Source organism: Phenylobacterium sp. (assembly GCF_036502675.1).
In the GTDB taxonomy this organism is placed as follows: domain Bacteria; phylum Pseudomonadota; class Alphaproteobacteria; order Caulobacterales; family Caulobacteraceae; genus Phenylobacterium.
Genome location: NZ_DASXYF010000084.1, coordinates 1 through 19,858, shown reverse-complemented (window position 1 = coordinate 19,858; position 19,858 = coordinate 1). Strand labels below are relative to the sequence as shown.

Genomic DNA, 19,858 nt, shown 5'->3' with positions numbered 1-19,858 from the left:
TCGGGCAGCGCGCGCCCCTTCGGGCAGGTGTATCCGTCATACAGAGGGGCGTCGTGATCGCCCTTGATGTCTACGGCCCGTCCATCCTCGACCGTAACCAGGATGGGGCAATAGGAGCCGCAAAGGCGGCAAAAACTCGGACGAACTTCGCGCACATCACTCCCCGTCTCTTGTAAATCCCAGATGTCGCAGGATGCGCGTTTGCGGCGAGCGCCGAGACGCGATGCGACCGCATTCGCAGATCCGCATGGGCTGCTGGAGACTGCGGCCAGCGCTAACGGGATGTTGAAAAGCGATTTTCCGCGACAGTGAACTGAACATATGATTCCCCAGCGTCAGCCGGACTTTTCATGCTTTTGAGCCATTTATACCTTGAATCACAACTCGGGCTTTATTGACGTGCGTACTAGCCGCCCAATTTCTCGCGGACCTTTTCGACCGCCGCCGCCCCGCCCTTGAGCAGGGTGGTCGAGCCCCGGTCCGAAGCTGCGAAGCGCCCGATCACACGGCGGGTATGGAACTTCCAGCCCGCCGGCGTGCGGATGAAGGTGTCTTGGTAACTGCCCAACGCCGCCGGGCCGGACATCGGCGCCGGCAGCGCCGCCGCGGGGGATATGTAGGCGGTCCAGTAAGCCGTGCCGCGGGCGTGGTCGTCGTCGATCACGTCGATCAGAACGTTGGTCATCACATGCTGGGCGACGGTCGAGGTGTCCTTGGCGTCGAAATAGGCGGCGAGCGCCGCCTTGCCGCGGATCATGCCGACTACAGCATGGTCTACGACGGCGTGCTCGGCGAACAGCGACAGCACCTTTTCATGGTCATAATTGTCGACATAGACGTGGTAGGCGATCACCAGGCGGGCGCAATCCTGCTCGATCGCGCGACGCTCCTCCTCCGTCATGGCGGATTCCCTGTTTATTCAACTGACAACCGTAGCTCGATCGACAGGAGTCCGGAACTGACATTTGCTGCTACCTAGATCAAAAACGTTCATAAGCAGCTTTGATACAGCGCCGGCATAACGGGGGTCGTTTTCTGCTTACCTCGCCCTCGGCCAAATCCTACTGCTGGCGGCCTGGCCGGGCCTGCGACGGGTTCAAGCGGCGCTGAGGCCGCCATTCACGCTGATGACCTGGCCCGTGAGATGCGCGCCCGCCGGACTGCAGAGAAAGACCGTCAGCGCGGCGATGTCGCTCGCCGTCGGCAGCCCCAGCTTGGCTCGCGAGGCCGCCCGCGCGGCCCGGCCCGACTGAGGATCCTGCGCCAGCATGCGATCGAAGATCGGAGTGCCTTGGACAAACGTCGGCGAAACGCAGTTGCAACGTATGGCGTCGGCCGAGGCTTCCAACGCCAAGCTCCGGATGAACATCATAGCGCCGGCGCGGGTCGCGCCTTGAAGCGTCTGATTCGGCGCGGCGATCTTCCCGGAGTCCGAACTGAGCGCCACGATAGCGCCGCCTCCGGCGCGCCGCAGGGCGGGAAGGGCGGCGTGGCAGATGTTCAACAATGTACATAACGAGCGCTGCATCAGGGTCAGGTACTGGGCTGGGTCGGTCTGTTCGAATTTGCCCAGGACCCCCGGCGCGCCGCCGGTCGCGGAATGCACCAGGCCGTCGAGGCGCCCAGCCGCCGCCTCCACATCCGCAACCAGGGCCGCGCTGGCCGCGTAGTCGCTCACGTCGGCGGCCAGGGCGAACACCCTGGCGCCGGGAAACCGTCCGCGCAGCTGCACGGCGGCGGCTTCACAGCGGCCGGCGTCCCGACCGTTCACGACCACGGCCGCATTGGCCGCCAGGAATTGCGCGCAGGTTTCCAGGCCAATCGCGCCGGCGCCGCCGGTAACCAAAACGACGTGACCAGTCATGTCCATGATGGAAATTCTCCAAATCTGTCACGAGGATATGCATTACTTCTCGAAGTCGCGCATCACGGGCAGTTCCGCAGAGCAAAATCATTGTCTCCGGCATCCGGCAATGGAATGCGAAGCTCCGTGGCGTAGCGGCGCCAAGCATCGGTTCCAGGCATCCCGAAGAAATGCATCTCACCCTGCGTCAATATCCGCCATATAATCAATAATAGTAAGTATATATTTGTATAATACTGGTAATTATTGATGTTAAGTGCCTGATTTCCAGGGGGGACGCTATGAATGCGGCGTCGACTTGTCAATAGCGGACGCCCGCCTGAGTCATCCCGCGTGGTGATGCAAAAGCCATTGACCGGCCGGGTCATTCCGCCGAAACTGCCACACTCTGTTCGAAATATAGAATAAAAAGACGAAATGGACAGGTGAGAGGTGCGCAGGGCCACCGATGCACGGCATAGGCCGCCTGTGTCTTCGTGCGTTGGGAAGCGGCGGTACGGGGGACGCCGAAAAGCACAGCCTGGACCACACAGTTGGGCCAATTCCGAAGCAACCAGCGGCGCATGGCGCCTAGTCCGGAGTAATCCGGCGTCAGGGAGAATCTACAGCATGAACGTCAAGACAAGCCGTGGCCTGCTGCTCGCCAGCGCAGCCCTGACGGCGGGCGTGGGTTTCTGTCACTCCGCCCGCGCTCAAGACAGCCAGCAGCAGGTTCACACGGCTCCGGCCGCCCTCGAGGAGATTGTGGTCACGGCGCGAAAGCGCGCGGAGAGCCTGCAGGAGACGCCGATCTCGATTACGGCGCTGTCAGCGGAAGCGCTCGAACGGCAACCCGGTTACACTATTGAGAGGGTCGCCAGCATGGCGCCCAATCTTTCTACCGCGAAGACGCCGAACGCCCTTGGCGCGGCGTCTCACTTCATTCGAGGCATCGGCGCGTCCGAGTCCCAGTTCGGTCAGGACCCACCAGTCGGAATATACGTCGACGACGTCTATTATGCGCGAAACAACAATTCGCTTTCCGACCTCGTATCCCCGGAGCGGATAGAGGTTCTCCGCGGCCCGCAAGGCACGCTGTTCGGCAGGAATACGACCGGCGGCGCGATCAGCATCGTGACGCGGACCCCGGCGGACGAGTTCGGCGGGGACATCCGGGCGTCATACGGAACTTACAACTCGCAGAGCCTGCGCCTGAGAATCGACAGCGGATTGCTGGGAAATTCGAACATCAAGGTGTCGGCGGCCTACCAGCACCGGCAGAACGACGGAACCGTCGACAACGGCGACCAGCCCGACAACAAGGATCCGGGCGCGCTGAAATCCGATTCCTTCTGGGGCAAGGCTGTCGGCGAATGGGGTCCGTTGAACGTAGCGGTGGCCGCCGACTATGACGACATGAAAGGCTCCAGCACCTATTTTCAGATCAGGTTCGCCAGTCCGGATGTCACCAGGTTCTTCAATCTGTCTCCAAGCCTCGGCGGAAATCCCTATGCGGTGACCTCGGCGCCGCAGAGCTCGGTGCCGCATTGGGCGACGGGGGGCGATCAGAAGCTGAAGTCGGGCGGAACCTCGTTGACGCTGACTTACGAGTTGAGCGACGCTCTGACCCTCAAGTCCATCTCGGCCTACAGGAGGTTCACCTACGACTCCCCGTCGTTCACAGGACCTTCGAATTTGGTGGGACGGGTCGGCAACACGCTCGCCACGTCCGTGGTGCGGTCATTCAACGGCTTCTACATGTTGCCGGCGCGCAAGACGTCCGAGCAGCAGACGTCCGAGGAAATCCAGCTGCTGGGCACGTTCGGAGACGTCCAGTTGGTGGTTGGCGGATTCTACTTCACCGAGCAGGGCCGCGAAACGACGACGACCAACCTGCTGGTGGTGCGCCCGGGGGGACAGTTCGCCATCCCGTCGCTCGGCACCGTGTCGTATCGCGTCTCCAACGAATCGATCGCAGGATTTGCGCAGGCGAGCTGGAAGCCGGCTTTCCTGGAGCAGAAGCTCGAACTGACCGGCGGCGCCCGCTACACCGAGGACAACAAGGACCTGGACCAGTACGCTCCTTCGGCGAGGTCCGGTACGCTGAAGTCCAACGACACCTCCATTCTGGCGTCCGTTTCCTACCGATGGACCCCTGACGTGATGACCTATGCCCGATACGCCACGGGCTACCGGGCCGGCGGCTTCAACATCCGGGCCGCGCTCGGCGGAAGCCTGATCTACCTGCCGGAGAAGGTGAAGTCCTACGAGGCGGGACTCAAGGCCGAGTTCCTGGACAGAAGGCTGCGGATCAACGGCGCGGCTTACTATACGGATTACCAGGACCTGCAGGTCGGGCAGTTCATCGCCGGCGGCGGCAGCAACTCCGGCAACGCGAAAGCAACGTACAAGGGCTTCGAGCTCGAGGCGCAGGCTGTTCCGATCGACAACCTGACCCTTTCGGGGTCCGTTGGATACACCAGTCCGAAGTACCAGAGGATTTTCTTCCCCAGCCCGGTCGCCACAGCGACCCCCGGCGTGTTTACGAATGGCTCGCTGGCCAATTACGGCGACATCGCCCAGTTCCAGTACGTGCCGAAATGGACCGCAAACTTCATCCTCAACTATTCGCTCCCGGCGACTGACTACGGGAAGTGGGGGATGCAGGTCAGCTACGCCTACAAGGGCCGCCGGCATTTCTATACCGTCAACATTCCCAACGTCTCCGCGTACGGGCCGCTGCTGGACAGCAAGCCGTACGGCCTGCTGGGCGCCAGGCTGTCGCTGTCGGGCATTCCTCTGGGGCACGCCTCGCGGGCGGAGCTAAGCGTGTACGGGGAGAACCTCACCGACGAGCGGTATGTCGTGAGTTCCGTCGACTTCGGACCAACGGTCGGAATCGGGGCCAGCCTCTATGGCGAGCGGCGAACGTTCGGCGTGGAAGCGAAGGTGTCGTTCTGAGTGCAACGCCGCCGAACCCGCGTTGCGAAGGGTGAGTAGAATGAGCGAGCAAGTGGTGTCTCCGTCGGCCGACCTGGTCGCACCGCCGATCGGGGATGGAGAGGCGGCGGCCAAGGCCAGCGGGACGGTCGCAAGCCCGTACGCCTATTACGCCCTGACGCTGCTGGCGGTGGCGAGCTTCTTCAACTACGTCGACCGGCAGATCATCTCGATCGTCGCGCAAAGCATCAAGGCCGACCTGAACCTCACCGACGCCCAGCTGGGGTTCCTGCTGGGCACCGCCTTCGCGGTATTCTACGGGGTGGTGGGCATCGCCATCGGGCGCATCGCCGACGCGCTCAGCCGCACCAGGCTGATGGCGGCCGGCCTGGCGCTCTGGTCGGCGATGACGGCGCTGTCGGGGCTGGCGGTGAACTTCGCGGGCTTGGCGGCGGCGCGCATCGGGGTGGGCGTCGGGGAGGCGACCGCCAGCCCGTGCTCCCATTCCCTGCTTTCCGACTACTTCCCGCCCAGGAACCGGGCGGCGGTGCTGGGGGTCTATCTCCTGGGAAACCAGTTGGGGGCCGCGGCGTCGCTGTTGCTGGGCGGGATGATCCTGCAGCACTGGGGCCAGATCTGCCTCTCGCTGCCGGTCGATGGCGCTTGCCGGATCGCGAACTGGCAGGCGGCGTTCTTCATCGTCGGCCTTCCGGGACTGCTGCTGGCGGTGCTGATCGCGAACCTCAAGGAACCCCGGCCGAACCCCAAGTCCGACGCCGGGTCGCCGTTTCGGCTGGTGGTCTCGGAACTCTCGGCCGCCGTGCCGCCGTTCACGCTCGTGAAGCTGCTGTACGTCGGCGGTCGGCGCGCCGTCCGCAAAAACCTGATCCTGGCGGCCGGGCTCGTCGCGGGCGCGATCCTGCTGGGCGCCGCCACGCATGACTGGGCGCAATGGATCTCGGTGACGATCGGGGTCTATTCCATCACCACCTGGGGCCAGGTGCTGAGCCACCGCGACCTGCCGCTGTTCAAGTTGACGTTCGGCTGCCCGACCTTCGCGCTCTCGCTCGCGGGCGGCGCCATCATCGCCTGTGTCAGCGGGACGATGCACATGTGGGCGGCGCCCTACGCCATGCGCGAGCTGGGGGCGAGCCCCGGGCAGGCGGGGCTCTACCTCGGCGTCGCGTCGGCGGTTTCGGCGGGGCTGAGCGTGACGCTCTCCGGCCTGGTCACCGATCGCTGGAAACGCCACGACCGGCGCGCCCCGATGTGGATGGGGCTGATCGCGCTCCTGGGCCCCATTCCGGCGTTCTTTGTGATGATGTGGGCGCCCGACTTGCCGATCTTCCTGGCCGCGTTCTTCGTCTTCAGCTTCCTCAGCCTCGTATGGTCGAGCGGCTTCGCCGCCCTGGTGCAGGATCTTGTGCTTCCCCGAATGCGGGGGACGGCCGCGGCGGCGTTTTCGCTTGTCGTCATCGTGGTCGCTTCCGGCGTCGGGCCCTACTGGGCCGGCAAGATCAGCACCCTCACCGGGTCGCTGACGATCGGCCTGTACAGCCTGCTCACGCTCGTTCCCGTCGGAATAGTGCTGCTGCTGAAGGCCGCCGCGAGGCTCAGCAATGAAACGGACGCGGCGCGCCGCCAGCGCGCCGAGCAGTTCGGGGAGGTGCTCTGAGGTCCTGACCTTCCCAGGGAACCCGGAGCCGCCGTCGAGGCGTTCACACTCCAGGAGCCCTCATGCGCACCCTAACCCTCGCCCTCATCCTCGCCGCCGCCGGCTCCGCCGCCCGGGCGCAGGGCGCCTACGTCTTCCAGCGCGCCGGCGAGGTCGACGCCGAGTTGGCCGCCGCGCGCCAGCGGGACGTGGCGCTGCACAACGAGCTGATGGCGCTGGACGCCCGCCTGCGCGCCGAGCAGGCGCTGCGCGACACCGACCCCAGCCGCGGCGCGGCGCCGGTCCGCCTGCTTCCGCCCGTGAAGGGCGCGCCGCCGCGGCACTACGCCTCCGTTCCCGACGACCGGCTGGCGGCCTCCAACGCCCGGGTGAAGGCGGCCGCCGAGAACCGCCGCTGATGGCCGGAGCCTGCGCCTCCGCTTGGCGTTAAGCTGCCCAGGCCCAACAGGAGACGAACGACATGCGCTGGCTCGGCGGACGGCAATCCGGCAACATCGAGGACCGCCGCGGGATGAGCGGTGGCGTGGTCGGCGGCGTGGGCGCCGGCGGAGTGGTCCTGGCGCTGATCGGCTATTTCGTGTTCGGCATCGACCCGTCCACCACCCTCAACACCGTCAGCGCCGTGGCGCCGCAGGGCCAGCAGCAGGCGGGCGTCGAAGGCGCGCCCAATGACGAGGCCGGCAAGTTCGTCAACGTGGTCTCCACCTCGGTGGACGACGTCTGGACGGCGATCTTCCAGCAGCAAGGCCAGCGCTACACCCCGCCGAAGGTCGTGCTCTACGACCAGGCCACCGGCACCGGCTGCGGCACGGGGCAGGCGGCGATGGGGCCGTTCTACTGCCCGCAGGACCAGCGGGTGTACCTCGATTTGTCGTTCTGGGACGAGCTGGCCAGCCGCTTTGGGGCGCAAGGCGAGGCGGCGCGCGCCTATGTCATCGCCCACGAGATCGGCCACCACGTGCAGAACCTGACCGGCGAGACCGCGAAGGCCGAGCGCCAGGGCGCCCGCGGGGCGCAGAGCGGCTCCGTGCGGCTGGAGCTGCAGGCCGACTGCTACGCCGGGGTGTGGGCGGCGCATGCTTCCGAGGTTTCCGGCGGCCAGGTGGCCCTGGACCCGAAGGACGTGGAGGACGGCCTGCGCGCCGCCTCCGCCGTGGGCGACGACACCCTGCAGAAGGAGACGCAGGGCCGCGTCATGCCCGACACCTTTACCCACGGGACCAGCGCGCAGCGGATGCGGTGGTTCAGGACGGGGGTGGAGTCCGGCGACCCGGCGAACTGCGATACATTCGGGGCGGCGCGGCTTTAAGGGTTAAGAGTTACGACCCCAGCAACTGCGGGACGGCCTCCATCCCCAGGCAGACGTCGACGCAGCGGCGGGCGAGATGCTCGACGGGGTCGATGAATTCGATGCGGACTTCCTCAGGGCGCAGCACCAGGGGGATTTCGGTGCAGCCGGCGATCACCGCCTCGGCGCCTTCGGCGGCCAGGTCGGCGGCCAGCTCGGCCATCTGCGCCTGGACCGGCGAGGAGAGATCGCCGGCCTTGATGCGGCCCAGCGCCTCCATGAAGACCGCCTGACGATCCGACGGCAGGCTGACCATGCCCATGGCCTGGGCGGCCAGGTATTCGCGGTAGAGCCTGAGCGCGCCCCTGGCGCCCAGCACGCCCACCCGGCGCACGCCGGTGGCGCAGGCGGCGTCCGAGGCGGTCTCGATCATGTCGATCAACGGCAGGCCGGAGGCGCGCTGGATGAGGTCCGCGTGGGCGTGGGCGGCGTTGCAGGCGATGGCCAGCACGTCGGCGCCGGCGCCGCGCAGGGCGCCGGCCATCTCCGCCAATACAGGACCCGCGCCCGATCCCGGTGCGCTCAAGTCGGGCACGCCGGGGTTGATGTCGGCGATCACCCGGATGTGGTCCTGCTCGGCCTTCGCGGGGGTGAAGGCCTGCAGCTTCTCGAGGAACACCAGGGTTGCGGCCGGGCCCATGCCGCCCAGGAGGCCCAGGATCAGGCTCATGCGAAGGCTCCTTGCGAGGCCTCGGAGGCGCGATTCCGCGCCGATTGAGGCGCGCACGGAGCGGAGGAAGCCGACATGCGGCCTGCCTAGCACGTCCCGCGCGGCCTCCGCGACGGGGATATCGCGGTTATCAGGGCTTGAGCTTCTTGGGAATCGCCGCCGCCTCCTGCGGCGTGAGCTTGGTGATGGAGTCGACGATGCAGTGCGACGTCCCGGCGCCGGGACCCATCCGCACGCCCAGGTCCAGGTCGATGGGGTGGCAAACCAGCCCGGAGGCGCCTACGGTCTTCAGGATCAGCGGGTCGGAGCTGTTCGCGCCGGCCAGGCAAGAGCCCTTGGTGGTCACCCGATAGATGTCCTTGATCAGCACGCGGACGTAGAGGGTGTGGTCGTCGACCTTGCGGTGGGCGGCGATGTCGTGGGTGCGGAAGCAGGCGTCGGCTGCGTCGGCTGCGGCGGCGGGGGTGGCGAGCGCGGCGGCCGCGGCCAGGACGAGGACGGTCTTCATGGGCTCCTCCTTTTGCTGGCAGCATAGCATCCGAAGCACGCCCTAAGTTCCCGAAAAGCGTGGCGCGGGCGCGCCGACGCGCCTAGTCTTATAGAAGAGCCCTCGGGGGGCCGCGCGAGGCGGCTGAGAGGCGGGCGAGCCCGCGACCCGTAGAACCTGATCCGGGTCATGCCGGCGAAGGGAAGGCGCCGGCCGTATGATCAAGCCGTCCTCTTCTCGCCGCCCGTGGCCGCACAGCCGCCAGGAGGCCGCAGTGAACATCCAGACTCCCTTGAGCTCCACGGCCGCCGTTCCGACCGGGGAGCGGCCAGGATCGCGCAAGGTCTACCAGCCCGGGGTGCTGTGGCCGGACATCCGTGTGCCGTTCCGCGAGGTGGCGGTGCATCCGAGCGCCCAGGAGCCGCCGCTGACGCTCTACGATCCCTCCGGTCCCTACACGGAGCCGTCGGCTGTGATCGACATCGCCAAGGGCCTGCCGCGCACCCGCGAGCCCTGGGTGGTCTCCCGCGGCGACGTGGAGATCGTGCAGGCGCCGCGGGAGGTGAAGCCGGAGGACAACGGGTTTGCGCAGGGGACCGGCCTGGCCCCGCGGTTCAGCCAGCCGCGCCGGGTCTACCGGGCGCGGGCCGGGGCGGCGGTGACGCAGCTGGAGTACGCCCGCCGCGGGATCGTCACGCCGGAGATGGAGTACGTGGCGATCCGCGAGAACCTGCGCCGGCGCGAGGGCGACGTCTTCATCCGCGACGGGGAGGACTTCGGGGCCGCGATCCCGGATTTCTGCACGCCGGAGTTCGTGCGCGACGAGGTGGCCCGCGGGCGGGCGATCATTCCCGCCAACATCAACCACACCGAACTGGAGCCGATGGCCATCGGCCGCAACTTCCTGGTCAAGATCAACGCCAACATCGGCAACTCGGCGGTGCTGTCCACCGTGGCCGACGAGGTTGACAAGATGGTCTGGGCGATCCGCTGGGGCGGGGACACGGTCATGGACCTCTCCACCGGCCGCAACATCCACAACATCCGCGACTGGATCGTGCGCAACTCGCCGGTCCCGATCGGCACGGTGCCGATCTACCAGGCGCTGGAGAAGGTGGGCGGGATCGCCGAGGACCTGAACTGGGAGGTGTTCCGCGACACCCTGATCGAACAGGCCGAGCAGGGGGTGGACTACTTCACCATCCATGCGGGCGTGCGGCTGGCCTATGTGCCGCTGACCGCGCGGCGGACGACGGGGATCGTCAGCCGCGGCGGCTCGATCATGGCCAAGTGGTGCCTGGCGCACCACCGGGAGAACTTCCTCTACGACCGCTTCGAGGACATCTGCGAGATCATGCGGGCCTATGACGTGTCGTTCTCGCTGGGCGACGGCCTGCGCCCCGGCTCCATCGCCGACGCCAACGACGCGGCGCAGTTCGCCGAGCTGGAGACCCTGGGCGAGCTGACCCAGGTAGCCTGGAAGCATGGTGTGCAGGTGATGATCGAGGGGCCCGGCCACGTGCCGATGCACAAGATCAAGGCCAACATGGACAAGCAGCTGGCGGTGTGCGGCGAGGCGCCGTTCTACACCCTGGGCCCGCTGACCACCGACGTGGCGCCGGGCTACGACCACATCACCTCGGCCATCGGGGCGGCGATGATCGGCTGGTTCGGCACCGCCATGCTCTGCTACGTGACGCCGAAGGAACACCTGGGCCTGCCGGACCGGGAAGACGTCAAGCAAGGGGTGATCGCCTACAAGATCGCCGCCCACGCCGCCGACCTGGCCAAGGGCCATCCCACGGCGCGGGCCTGGGACGACGCGGTGTCGCGCGCCCGGTTCGAGTTCCGCTGGGAAGACCAGTTCAACCTCGGCCTCGATCCCGAGACGGCGCGGGAATACCACGACGAGAGCCTGCCGAAGGAGGCGATGAAGACCGCGCACTTCTGCTCGATGTGCGGGCCGAAGTTCTGCTCGATGAAGATCAGCCAGGACATCCGCGCGGCGGCCAGCGCCCAGAACGACGTGGCGGACGGCCTGGCCGAGATGGCGCAGAAATTCCGCGACGGCGGCGGGGAGATCCGGGTGAAGGTCGATTAGGCGTCAAAGCCTCCCCCCGGATGGGAGATCAGTCGTCCGAGCGCGCGCGGCGGCGGGTCTTGTCCTCGACCGTGACCTCGGCGGGCCAGACGCGAACCGACACCGCCACGGTGATCGAGCCCAGCACGGCGGCCACGGCGCCCGCCCACTGGACGGCGTTCATGCCGCTCACGGCGTAATGGCCGGCGAGGCCGCCGGAGATGATGACCAGGCTGGCGGACAGCCACTCAGCGACTTCGCGCGAAAACATCATTTTGAGCATTCCTTAAAGTCCGCCTTTTAAACTGCGGTCGCTCTTAGCCGCAGACGGTCCTCGCCGCGCTGCGACACGGCGGCGCAACCCCGCACCGCACACCTGACATAGCGAGGGCCCCTTTAGAAACCATAAAACACCCCTGAACAGGAGCGAGCGGCCGACGCGTATTGTCGCAGCATCAAAAAGGCGGGCGGCTCGGTGAGCCGCCCGCCTGACGTGGTTGGCGTCGGGACGCCGCCGTTACGGCGTGGCGCCGGTCCCGTCCGCGGAGCTCCCGGGCGTTGCGCCCGTCACACCCGGCGGCGGCGTCACGGGGGCCGGGTTCACGGCGCCGGAAACCGGCGGCGGCGTCAGCGGCGGCGGCGCCATGGCCATAGGCGGAGCCACGTCGGTTCGCGGGTTGACCGCGGTCGGCGGGCTGGCGGGGACCACGGCGCTGGCGTCGGCCGCGCTGTCGTCAGCCGTCGGCGCCGGAGTCGGACGGGCGCGGGCGACGCGGGTCTGGGCGTGGTGGGCCGCGACCGCCGGCGTCGCGGCGCGCTCAGCCCGGGGGGTGGTGGCCGCCGGCGGCATGGGCGTCGGCGTCGGCATGGTCTCGACCGGCGGGACGACCGGGGTCTCCACCGCTGGCGTCGTGCTCAGGACCGCCGGCGCGGCGGCGGTGTTGGCGGCGAGCGGCGCGCCGGTGTCGCGGGTCTGCATCCAGTAGTAGGCGCCGCCCAGCGCCACGAGGGCGACCGGCAGCGCCAGCAAGGCCGCCGCCGGCATGCGGCGCGCCGGCGCCCTGGCGCGGCCCTCGACGTCGTCCGCGACATCGTCGCGGGACAGCGGGCCGCGGGTGAGCACCGTCTCGCCGGCCGGCCCGGCCATCGCCGTCGTCACCGACGGGGCGGCGGAGCGGAAGCGGCGGCTCTTCTTCGTGGGGCGCGCGTAAACCGGAGTCGGTGCGAAGGCCGAGGCGTCCGGATCGGGCGGCGACAAATCCTCACGGGCTGAAAAATCCACAGGCATGACGTTCCTCCAAGCAGTGTTGGTTGCCAGAATAACGGATGAAGGTGAAGGCCGTTCCAATCCGAAACAGCCGCGCTTGTCGTTATAGCGACTTCCATACAGCACTCGTAAAAGTCGGAAGGTCGTTCCGGAGCTGGTCTTATCGATATGAGATCTTGAAATTATCTTTCATAGGAATCGTGTTGGAATACATATTCGCTATGCATCGTCTCGAAGACCGGAATGGAGATTGTAAATATTGACGTCGACTGGACGCCTTCCGTCGCTTCCATCCCGGCCTCGCCTCGCACGAGTGTGACCAATCGCGCAGCTCGCCTCGCTTGACCCACGGTCGCCGTCGCCCACAAGGTGGCCGGAGCGGAGGGGTGCAATGCGGTTCAAGGCCCGGCTTGAGCGTGAGTGGCGTTTTACGCGCGGGCTCAATCGAACGTTGAAGCGTGTGAAGTCCATCGCTCCGGACTCCGCCAACCTGATCTGCGACGACCTGCAGGCGGCGTTCGACAAGCACCGCACGCGCCCGGCCATGACCTTCGAGGGGCGCACCGTCACCTATGCGGAGCTGGAGGCCATGGCCAACCGCTTCGCCCACTGGGCCAAGGGCCTGAACATCCGCCGCGGCCAGGTTGTGGCGCTCTTGATGCCCAACCGTATCGAGTACTTCGCGGCCTGGTACGGCCTGTCGAAGGTGGGGGTAGTGACGGCGCTGATCAACAACCAGCTCGCCGGCTTCTCGCTGGCCCACTGCCTCAACATCTCCGGCGCCGTGAACTGCATCGTCGACGCCGAGACCTCGCCGGTGTTCGAAGCTGTCCGCCCGCTCCTGGAGCGGCCGATGCGGCAGTGGGTGCTGGGCCAGGCCCACGGCGACCAGCGCGACCTCGCCCAGGCCCTGAAGAGCTGCAGCCAGCTTCCCCCGGACCGGGCGGTGCGAGAGGACATGACCGCCCGCGACACGGCGCTGTTCATCTACACCAGCGGCACGACCGGCCTGCCCAAGGCCGCGCGGATCACCCACCAGCGGGCTCAGCTCTACATGCGGGGATTCGCCGGCGCGACGGCGGCCACGGAGCAGGACCGCATCTATGTGACCCTGCCACTCTATCACGCCACCGGCGGGCTCTGCGGCCTGGGCGCGGCGCTGCTCAACGGCGGCTCGGTGGTGCTGCGCAGGCGCTTCTCGGCGAGCCACTTCTGGCCGGAGGTAGTCGCCGAGAGCTGCACCATGTTCGTCTATATCGGCGAGCTCTGCCGCTACCTGGTGAACCAGCCGGAGACCGAGGACGAGACCCGCCACAAGGTTCGCCTGGCGTTCGGCAACGGCCTGACGCCCGACGTCTGGGCGGCGATGAAGCGGCGGTTCCGCATCCCCAACGTCCTGGAGTTCTACGGCTCCACGGAGGGGAACGTCTCGATGTTCAACTTCGACGGCCGGGAGGGTGCGATCGGCCGCGTGCCCAAGTGGCTGCGCAAGACGTTCAACGTCCGGCTGGTGCAATACGACGTGGAGACCGGCGACATCGTCCGCGGGCTGGACGGCCTGGGGATCGAGGCGGGCGCCGGCGAGGTCGGCGAATGCGTCGGCCAGATCGCCGGCGACGCGCGCACCGACTTCGCAGGCTATGTGGACAAGCAGGCCTCCGAGAAGAAGATCCTGCGCAACGTCTTCGCCAAGGGCGACGCCTGGTTCTCCACCGGCGACCTGATGCGCCAGGATGCGGACGGCTACTTCTATTTCGTCGACCGGATCGGCGACACCTTCCGCTGGAAGGGGGAGAACGTCTCGACCACCGAGGTGGCCGAGCGGCTGCAGGCCGCGCCGGGCGTGCGCGAGGCCAGCGTCTACGGCGTGGCGGTGGAGGGCGCCGACGGGCGCGCCGGCATGGCGGGGCTGGTGGTGGACCCGGAGTTCGACGTGGCCGCCTTCAGCGACTATGTGGGCCGGGAGCTGCCGCCCTTCGCCCAGCCGGTGTTCATCCGCATCCTGCCGCAGATCGACGTCACCGGCACCTTCAAGCCGCGCAAGATGGACCTGGTCGCCGACGGGTTCGACCCCGCCAAGGCCAAGGGGCCGCTGTACTACCGCGATACCAAGCGGGGCTATGTGAAGCTGACCAGGGCCGGCTTCGACAAGATCGTCGCCGGGGGCGCGAAGATCTGAGCCCTCAGGCGCTGGCGGTCCCGCGCAGGATGACCAGGAAGCCCGAGAGCATCAGGAGATAGCCCACCGCGAATCGCCAGGTCATCGGCTCCTTGAAGACCAGCCCCGCCATCAGCGGCACCAGGGCGGAGCCCAGGATCGAGAAGGAATAGGCGATGGAGAGCGGCATCCGCGTGAGGATGTAGAACCAGAACAGCGCCGTGGCGCCGTACCAGGCGAAGGCGCCCAGCAGCGGGACGTTCGTCGCCAGCCGCCACAGCAGCGGCCCCTCGAGCCTGGCCTGGTAGATGGCCGCGGTCTTGAACAGCATCTGGCCGATCGGCATGACCACGGCGAAGGTGCTGCAGAGCAGGACTTCCTGCAACTTCATACCAGGACCCCCGCGGCGGCGCGTCTCAAAGCGTCGCCCCGCCGTCGATGGCGATGCTCTGGCCGGTGATGAAGCGGGCTTGATCGGAGGCCAGGAAGGCGAACAGGGCGCCGGCTTCGTCGGGCCTGGCCGGACCGGGCATCCGCAGCATTTCCTTGATCTGCGTCATCAAGGCGATGACGCGCTCGCGCCTCGGCGAGGGCATCGACTCCAGTTGCCCGTCGTAATGCGCGGTCTCGGATTCCACCCAGCTGATCGGCACCGCGTTGCAGCGGATGCCATGGCGCGCCTCCTCCCAGGCGATCTGGCGCACCAGGGCCTCGACGGCGCCCTTGGAGAACGGCGAGATCCCGTCGTAGGCGATGACCCGGTAGAGCGCGATCGTGGTGCATAGGGTGATGGAGCCGCCGCCCCCCGACCGCAGCACCGGGACGGCCCGGTTGACCAGGCGGTAGTTGGCCATCCCGTCGGCGGAGAAGAAGTCCTCGACCGCGGCGATGTCGAAGTCGGCCAGGTTGTCGAACGGCACCGGCGCCCCGGAGGCGCAGGCGACGGTATGCAGCCGGCCGCCATTGGCCTGGGCGAACGCCAGCGCGGCGTCGATGGAGGCCGCGTCGCGCAGGTCCATCTGGCGGGCCCGGACGTCGAGCCCCTCGTCGCGCATCTGCTCGGCCAGGCGTTCCGCCCGGGCGGAGTTGGAGAGATAGGTGAAGGTGACGTGCAGGCCCGCCTGGGCCAGGGTGCGGGTGACGCCGGCTCCGACGCTGCCGGCGCCTCCGGCCACCAGCGCGCAGCCTTCGGGAAAGGTGAGTTGGATGGTCATCGCAGGCCTGTCCTCATGTTTGCGGATCGGGGCCTGACTCGCAGGCCCATGCGGCGAATGAACACCGGCTGACGTGTCTTCAGCAATAGCGGCGCGCGGCGCAGGCCGCCGGTGGGACCCGGGCGGGCCGACGCCCATTGCACTGCCGATGGAACGGGGTCATCGGCTGGAAGCTTCCGCCCGAGGAGCGCGCCGCGCTTCTGGAAGGCGCCCGCCTCCGGCCAGCCGGTCGCCGACCACGTCACCTTGCGCGGCAAGGACCCGCCGGCGGACTGCGAAACTTCGGGCTCGGACCCTCGTGGTCCGAGCCCTCCTTGTTCAGCGGACTTCAGTCACCGATTGTCGGAAGGCGACGCCGGAACCGCGTCCCCTGAGGGCGCATTGTTTGTGCAGGTCAGGAACGGAGAGGCGCGCACATGCCCCGCGGAGATAAGTCGAAGTATACGGACAAGCAGGAGCGCAAGGCGGATCACATCGCCGAGGGCTACGAGAAGAAGGGCGTCCCCGAGCAGGAAGCTGAACGGCGGGCCTGGGCCACCGTCAACAAGGACGACGGCGGCGGCAAGAAGTCGGGCTCCGGCCGCGGCAAGGCCACCGGCCATCCCGCAGCCCACAACGGCGGGGAGAAGGGCGGCAAGGTCGCGGCGGGCCGTTCGGCCGTGGAACGCTCCGCTTCCGCCAGGAAAGCGGCCGCCACCCACAAGCGCAACGCCGGGAGCCACGTCCACCATTGATGTGACGCGGCGAAGGCGCCCGCATCGGCCAACGGGATCCGACCGGCGCAGGCGCTCGTCCGAGACGGTTGACGGCTTCGACAAGAGCGCGGCAAGACCGTGGGATGCCGCATCCGGACGGAAGCCCCATGCACGCTCACGCTGATCACGCCCATGAGCACATGTTCCTGGGATCGGACCACGAGGCCAATGAAAGGCGCACCCTCTGGGTCGTGGCCATTACGGCGACGATGATGGTGGGCGAGATCGCGGCCGGCGCGGCCTACGGGTCGATGGCGCTGCTGGCCGACGGATTTCACATGGCGACGCACGCCCTGGCGCTGGGTGTGGCGGCGGCGGCCTATGTCTACGCCCGGAAGCAGGCGCGGAACGACCGCTACACCTTCGGCACCGGCAAGATCGGGGAGCTTGCGGGGTTCTCGTCGGCGCTTGCGCTGGGCCTGATCTCCATCGGCATCGGCGTCGAGTCCGTGCAGCGGCTTCTCACGCCCCACGCCGTCGCGTTCACCCAGGCCACCGTGGTCGCGGCCGCGGGCCTGATGGTGAATATCGTCAGCGCCCTGATGCTCTCCGGCGGCAAGCATCAGCACCGGCATGCGGCGCCAGATGGCGATTGGGCCTCTCCGCATGATCATGGCGATCATCACCATCACGGCCACGCGCCCGAGCCCGCCGGCCACGGGCGTCCGCATCATGACAACAACCTGCGATCGGCCTACGTGCACGTCCTGGCGGACGCTCTGACCTCGGTGCTGGCCATCGTGGCCCTGCTCGCCGGGCGGTTCCTCGGCTGGGTCTGGCTGGACGCCCTCATGGGGATCGTCGGCGCCGCGGTGATCGCCAACTGGTCCTGGACGTTGCTGCGCGACACTTCCAAGGTGCTGCTGGATACGTCCGACGGGCGGCTCGCCCAGGTGATCCGGCAAAGGGTGGAAGCCGATGGGGACGCAAGCGTGACCGATCTTCACGTGTGGCAGGTCGGGCCCGGCGTCCACGCGGCGATCGTGGCGCTGATCGCCGCCGAGCCGTGCTCGCCCGAAGCCTACAAGGCGCGCCTTCACGGGCTGCCGGTGGGGCACGTCACCATCGAAGCGACCCGATGCGCCGGCGAGCACGGGATGCGCACGGCGGCTTAGGTGTTGAAGCTACGAAGGTTGTTCACCCGGGGAGCGGTCTGAACGAAGCTGGGGTTGCAACACTCCACTTCCACCGGAGCTCCCCGGATGAACGTCCACAAGAATGCTCGGCTGACGCCGCGTGGTCGAGCCGTATTGGTGTCTCGCATCGCCGATGAGGGCTGGCTTGTGAGCCAGGCGGCGGGGGCGGCGGGGGTTTCCGATCGGACGGCATACCGATGGTTGGATCGGCATCGGCGGGGCGGCGAGCGGAGACTTTGCGATCGCAGCTCGGCGCCGCGCCGATGTCCGCGCAGGACGCCGCCGCAGCGTGGGGCCGAGATCGAACGGATGCGACGAGAGCGGATGACCGGGCCTTCGATCGCACGTGCGCTCGGCATGCCGCGCTCAACGGTGGGAGTGGTGCTGCGCCGTCTCGGTCTGGGCAAGCTAAGGGCGCTGGAGCCGAAGCTTGCGGCCAACCGCTACGAGCGAGCTGCGCCTGGTGAGTTGCTCCACCTGGACATCAAGATCGACGGCCTGGGCCACCGCGTCACCGGCTACCATGCGGGCCATCACCGAGCCCGCGGGGTGGGCCACGAGCACCTGCACGTGGCGATCGATGACGCCTCGCGCCTAGCCTACACCGAAATCCTGCCGAGCCTGGGCCAGGAAGACGCCACCGCCTTCCTCGAGCGAGCGCTCGCCTGGTACGCGCGACTGGGCGTGAAGGTCGAGCGGGTGATGACCGACAACGGCTCGGCCTATCGCTCCAAGATCTTCGCCAAAGCCCTCCGCGACGCCGGCGCTCGCCACGTGCGGACCCGACCCTACACGCCGCGCACCAACGGCAAGGCCGAGCGCTTCATCCAGACCAGCCTGCGCGAATGGGCCTACGCCAGACCCTGCAGATCATCAGCCCAGCGCAGCTGTGACCGAACATCGATTTCGCCCCGGCGACGGGACAGCGGCGTAAACTTCCGACTTCAGCGCCTCAGGCCGCCGTTCACCGTCAACACGGCGCCGCTCACCCAGTTCGCCTCGTCGGACGCGAGGTAAAGGGCCGCCCCGGCGATGTCTTCCGGCACGCCCAGGCGGCCCAGCGGCGCAGCCATCCTGGCGCGATCTTCCGGAGTGGTCAGGCGCTTGGACAAGTTGGTGGTGTCGACCGCTCCCGGCACGATCTCGTTCACGCGGATGTTGTACGCGGAAAGCTCCTTGCCCCAGGCGAGCCCCATGGCGTGGAACGCCGCCTTCGATCCGCCGTAGGCGTGGACGTCCGGGCCGGTCACCGTCGCAGCCCCCGACGTCACGTTGATGATGCAGCCGCCGCCCCGGTCCCGCATGTGGCGCGCCGCCGCCTGGCTGGTGACGAAGGGCGAGAAGGTGTTCAGCCGGAACAGCTCTTCCACGGATTTCAGCGTGGTTTCGAACAGGGTGGCCACGCCGCCCTCGACATACATGCCCGCGCCGCCGGCGTTGTTGACCAGGATGTCCAGCCTGCCGAACTCGGCGATCGCCCGATCCACGGGAATGGCCGCCTGTTCAGGGTGCAGCAGGTCGGCCTCCACGCACAGCGCTCGGCGGCCGTGCGCGCGAACCGCGGCCGCAGTCTCCTCCAATCGCTCCGTGTTGCGGCCGGTGACAACCACGTCAGCGCCATGTTCGGCATAGGTGATGGCGATGGCGCGGCCCATGCCGCTGCTCGCCCCGGTGACCAGGGCCACCTTGCCGTCGAGAGAGAATTTCATGGTCAGCCGCCTTGTGACGTTGGTCCGACTTGCGACAGCGTATCCCGACGAGCCGGACCGGGCCCGCCGTCAGCCCACCACGCCGGGCTGGCGGCGTCAATCAGTCGAACCGCTCGGTCTCTTTTTGGGCGAGGCGAGTAGCCGCCGCCTGTGCGGCGGCCGCCGACTTGCGGATTGTCCACAGGTCGAGCCGCGCCATGAGCTAGAACCGATAGTCGGCGCGCACGCCCCAGTTGCGCGGCTTGGCCTCGACCGCGGCGTCCCCGAAGGCGTTGCCGGAGATGAGCACGTAGTAGCGTTCGTCGGTCACGTTGTTCCCGAAGACGCTCAGGGTCCACCGGTCGCCCGGCATATGCCAGGCCGCGCGGAGGTTGACGAGCGTCGTGGTGGGCTGCTCGTAGCGCTGTCCGCTGCCGGTCAGGGCCAGCGCGGTGCTCGATGGCGCATAGCGGCTGGTGTAGGCGAGGTTGGCGGTCAGCACGAGGTCCCCGGCGCTGGTGGGCACGGTGTAGTCGCCGCCCAGGTTGAACGACCAGTCCGGCGCGCGAAGCATCCGGGCGCCGGATTCGTCCTCGG

Annotated in this window: 20 protein-coding genes and 1 riboswitch; of the genes, 9 read left to right on the top strand and 11 right to left on the bottom strand. The window is 67.7% G+C overall.

All coding sequences use genetic code 11. The annotated features are described in order from the left end of the window. The 3 genes from VGL30_RS18820 to VGL30_RS10885 form a co-directional block, all read right to left on the bottom strand. The coding region (locus VGL30_RS18820; RefSeq protein WP_414694976.1) for a hypothetical protein at window positions 1-155 on the bottom strand (155 nt) is incomplete at its 3' end. Between the two features lie 251 nt (window positions 156-406). Then, window positions 407-901 carry a nuclear transport factor 2 family protein gene (locus VGL30_RS10890; RefSeq protein ID WP_331539799.1) on the bottom strand — a complete coding sequence of 165 codons (495 nt, stop codon included), beginning with the start codon at window positions 899-901 and terminating at the stop codon, window positions 407-409. A 195-nt stretch (window positions 902-1,096) separates the two neighbouring features. Continuing rightward, window positions 1,097-1,864, bottom strand: coding sequence for an SDR family NAD(P)-dependent oxidoreductase (locus tag VGL30_RS10885; RefSeq protein WP_331539801.1), 768 nt, complete (start codon window positions 1,862-1,864; stop codon window positions 1,097-1,099). 609 nt (window positions 1,865-2,473) lie between these two features. Between VGL30_RS10885 and VGL30_RS10880 the strand changes: the two genes are divergently transcribed. From VGL30_RS10880 to ypfJ, 4 genes are all read left to right on the top strand, one after another. Then, window positions 2,474-4,804 (top strand): TonB-dependent receptor, encoded by a 2,331-nt coding sequence (locus VGL30_RS10880; protein ID WP_331539797.1) that lies wholly within the window; start codon window positions 2,474-2,476, stop codon window positions 4,802-4,804. Between the two features lie 40 nt (window positions 4,805-4,844). Beyond that, complete coding sequence (locus VGL30_RS10875) at window positions 4,845-6,458, top strand: MFS transporter (RefSeq protein WP_331539795.1); 1,614 nt, start codon at window positions 4,845-4,847, stop codon at window positions 6,456-6,458. A 62-nt stretch (window positions 6,459-6,520) separates the two neighbouring features. Next, a complete protein-coding gene (locus tag VGL30_RS10870) occupies window positions 6,521-6,856 on the top strand; it encodes a hypothetical protein (protein WP_331539793.1) in 336 nt (111 codons plus the stop codon). Between the two features lie 62 nt (window positions 6,857-6,918). Further along, entirely contained in the window at window positions 6,919-7,767 is an 849-nt protein-coding gene (gene ypfJ / locus VGL30_RS10865) for a KPN_02809 family neutral zinc metallopeptidase (RefSeq protein WP_331539791.1), read from the top strand. Window positions 7,768-7,777: 10 nt separating this feature from the next. On the opposite strand, the gene VGL30_RS10860 is transcribed toward ypfJ, so the two are convergent. Together VGL30_RS10860 and VGL30_RS10855 are read right to left on the bottom strand one after the other, a co-directional pair. Beyond that, window positions 7,778-8,476 carry an aspartate/glutamate racemase family protein gene (locus VGL30_RS10860; protein WP_331539789.1) on the bottom strand — a complete coding sequence of 233 codons (699 nt, stop codon included), beginning with the start codon at window positions 8,474-8,476 and terminating at the stop codon, window positions 7,778-7,780. 130 nt (window positions 8,477-8,606) lie between these two features. Then, window positions 8,607-8,984, bottom strand: a complete 378-nt coding sequence (locus tag VGL30_RS10855; protein ID WP_331539787.1) for a hypothetical protein — start codon at window positions 8,982-8,984, stop codon at window positions 8,607-8,609. Between the two features lie 93 nt (window positions 8,985-9,077). Beyond that, a riboswitch (TPP riboswitch) is annotated at window positions 9,078-9,185 on the top strand. Between the two features lie 52 nt (window positions 9,186-9,237). Here VGL30_RS10855 and thiC point away from each other — a divergent pair. After that, entirely contained in the window at window positions 9,238-11,064 is a 1,827-nt protein-coding gene (thiC, locus tag VGL30_RS10850; RefSeq protein WP_331539785.1) for a phosphomethylpyrimidine synthase ThiC, read from the top strand. A 28-nt stretch (window positions 11,065-11,092) separates the two neighbouring features. Here the strand turns inward: thiC and VGL30_RS10845 are convergent, their stop codons facing one another. Both VGL30_RS10845 and VGL30_RS10840 read right to left on the bottom strand, forming a co-directional pair. Next, a complete protein-coding gene (locus VGL30_RS10845) occupies window positions 11,093-11,317 on the bottom strand; it encodes a hypothetical protein (RefSeq protein WP_331539783.1) in 225 nt (74 codons plus the stop codon). A gap of 243 nt (window positions 11,318-11,560) precedes the next feature. Beyond that, window positions 11,561-12,331 carry a hypothetical protein gene (locus VGL30_RS10840; protein WP_331539781.1) on the bottom strand — a complete coding sequence of 257 codons (771 nt, stop codon included), beginning with the start codon at window positions 12,329-12,331 and terminating at the stop codon, window positions 11,561-11,563. A 370-nt stretch (window positions 12,332-12,701) separates the two neighbouring features. Here VGL30_RS10840 and VGL30_RS10835 point away from each other — a divergent pair, with 370 nt between their 5' ends. Continuing rightward, entirely contained in the window at window positions 12,702-14,489 is a 1,788-nt protein-coding gene (locus VGL30_RS10835) for a long-chain-acyl-CoA synthetase (protein WP_331539779.1), read from the top strand. A gap of 4 nt (window positions 14,490-14,493) precedes the next feature. On the opposite strand, the gene VGL30_RS10830 is transcribed toward VGL30_RS10835, so the two are convergent. Further along, window positions 14,494-14,859, bottom strand: a complete 366-nt coding sequence (locus VGL30_RS10830) for a hypothetical protein (protein WP_331539777.1) — start codon at window positions 14,857-14,859, stop codon at window positions 14,494-14,496. A gap of 25 nt (window positions 14,860-14,884) precedes the next feature. Then, on the bottom strand, window positions 14,885-15,682 hold the full coding sequence (locus tag VGL30_RS10825) for an SDR family NAD(P)-dependent oxidoreductase (protein ID WP_331539775.1): 798 nt from the start codon (window positions 15,680-15,682) through the stop codon (window positions 14,885-14,887). 416 nt (window positions 15,683-16,098) lie between these two features. Here VGL30_RS10825 and VGL30_RS10820 point away from each other — a divergent pair, with 416 nt between their 5' ends. The 3 genes from VGL30_RS10820 to VGL30_RS10810 all read left to right on the top strand — a co-directional run bounded on the left by VGL30_RS10820 (window position 16,099) and on the right by VGL30_RS10810 (window position 18,590). Beyond that, entirely contained in the window at window positions 16,099-16,416 is a 318-nt protein-coding gene (locus VGL30_RS10820; protein ID WP_331539773.1) for a plasmid stabilization protein, read from the top strand. Between the two features lie 128 nt (window positions 16,417-16,544). Then, window positions 16,545-17,552 (top strand): CDF family Co(II)/Ni(II) efflux transporter DmeF, encoded by a 1,008-nt coding sequence (dmeF, locus tag VGL30_RS10815; RefSeq protein WP_331539771.1) that lies wholly within the window; start codon window positions 16,545-16,547, stop codon window positions 17,550-17,552. Between the two features lie 87 nt (window positions 17,553-17,639). Beyond that, the gene (locus VGL30_RS10810) at window positions 17,640-18,590 is read left to right on the top strand and encodes an IS481 family transposase (protein ID WP_331539769.1); all 951 of its coding nucleotides are present in this window, start codon (window positions 17,640-17,642) and stop codon (window positions 18,588-18,590) included. On the opposite strand, the gene VGL30_RS10805 is transcribed toward VGL30_RS10810, so the two are convergent. Together VGL30_RS10805 and VGL30_RS10800 are read right to left on the bottom strand one after the other, a co-directional pair. Then, window positions 18,518-19,282, bottom strand: coding sequence for an SDR family oxidoreductase (locus VGL30_RS10805; RefSeq protein WP_331539767.1), 765 nt, complete (start codon window positions 19,280-19,282; stop codon window positions 18,518-18,520). The two genes, VGL30_RS10810 and VGL30_RS10805, sit on opposite strands and share 73 nt — an antisense overlap. A 202-nt stretch (window positions 19,283-19,484) precedes the next feature. Next, the coding region (locus VGL30_RS10800) for a TonB-dependent receptor domain-containing protein (protein ID WP_331539765.1) at window positions 19,485-19,858 on the bottom strand (374 nt) is incomplete at its 5' end.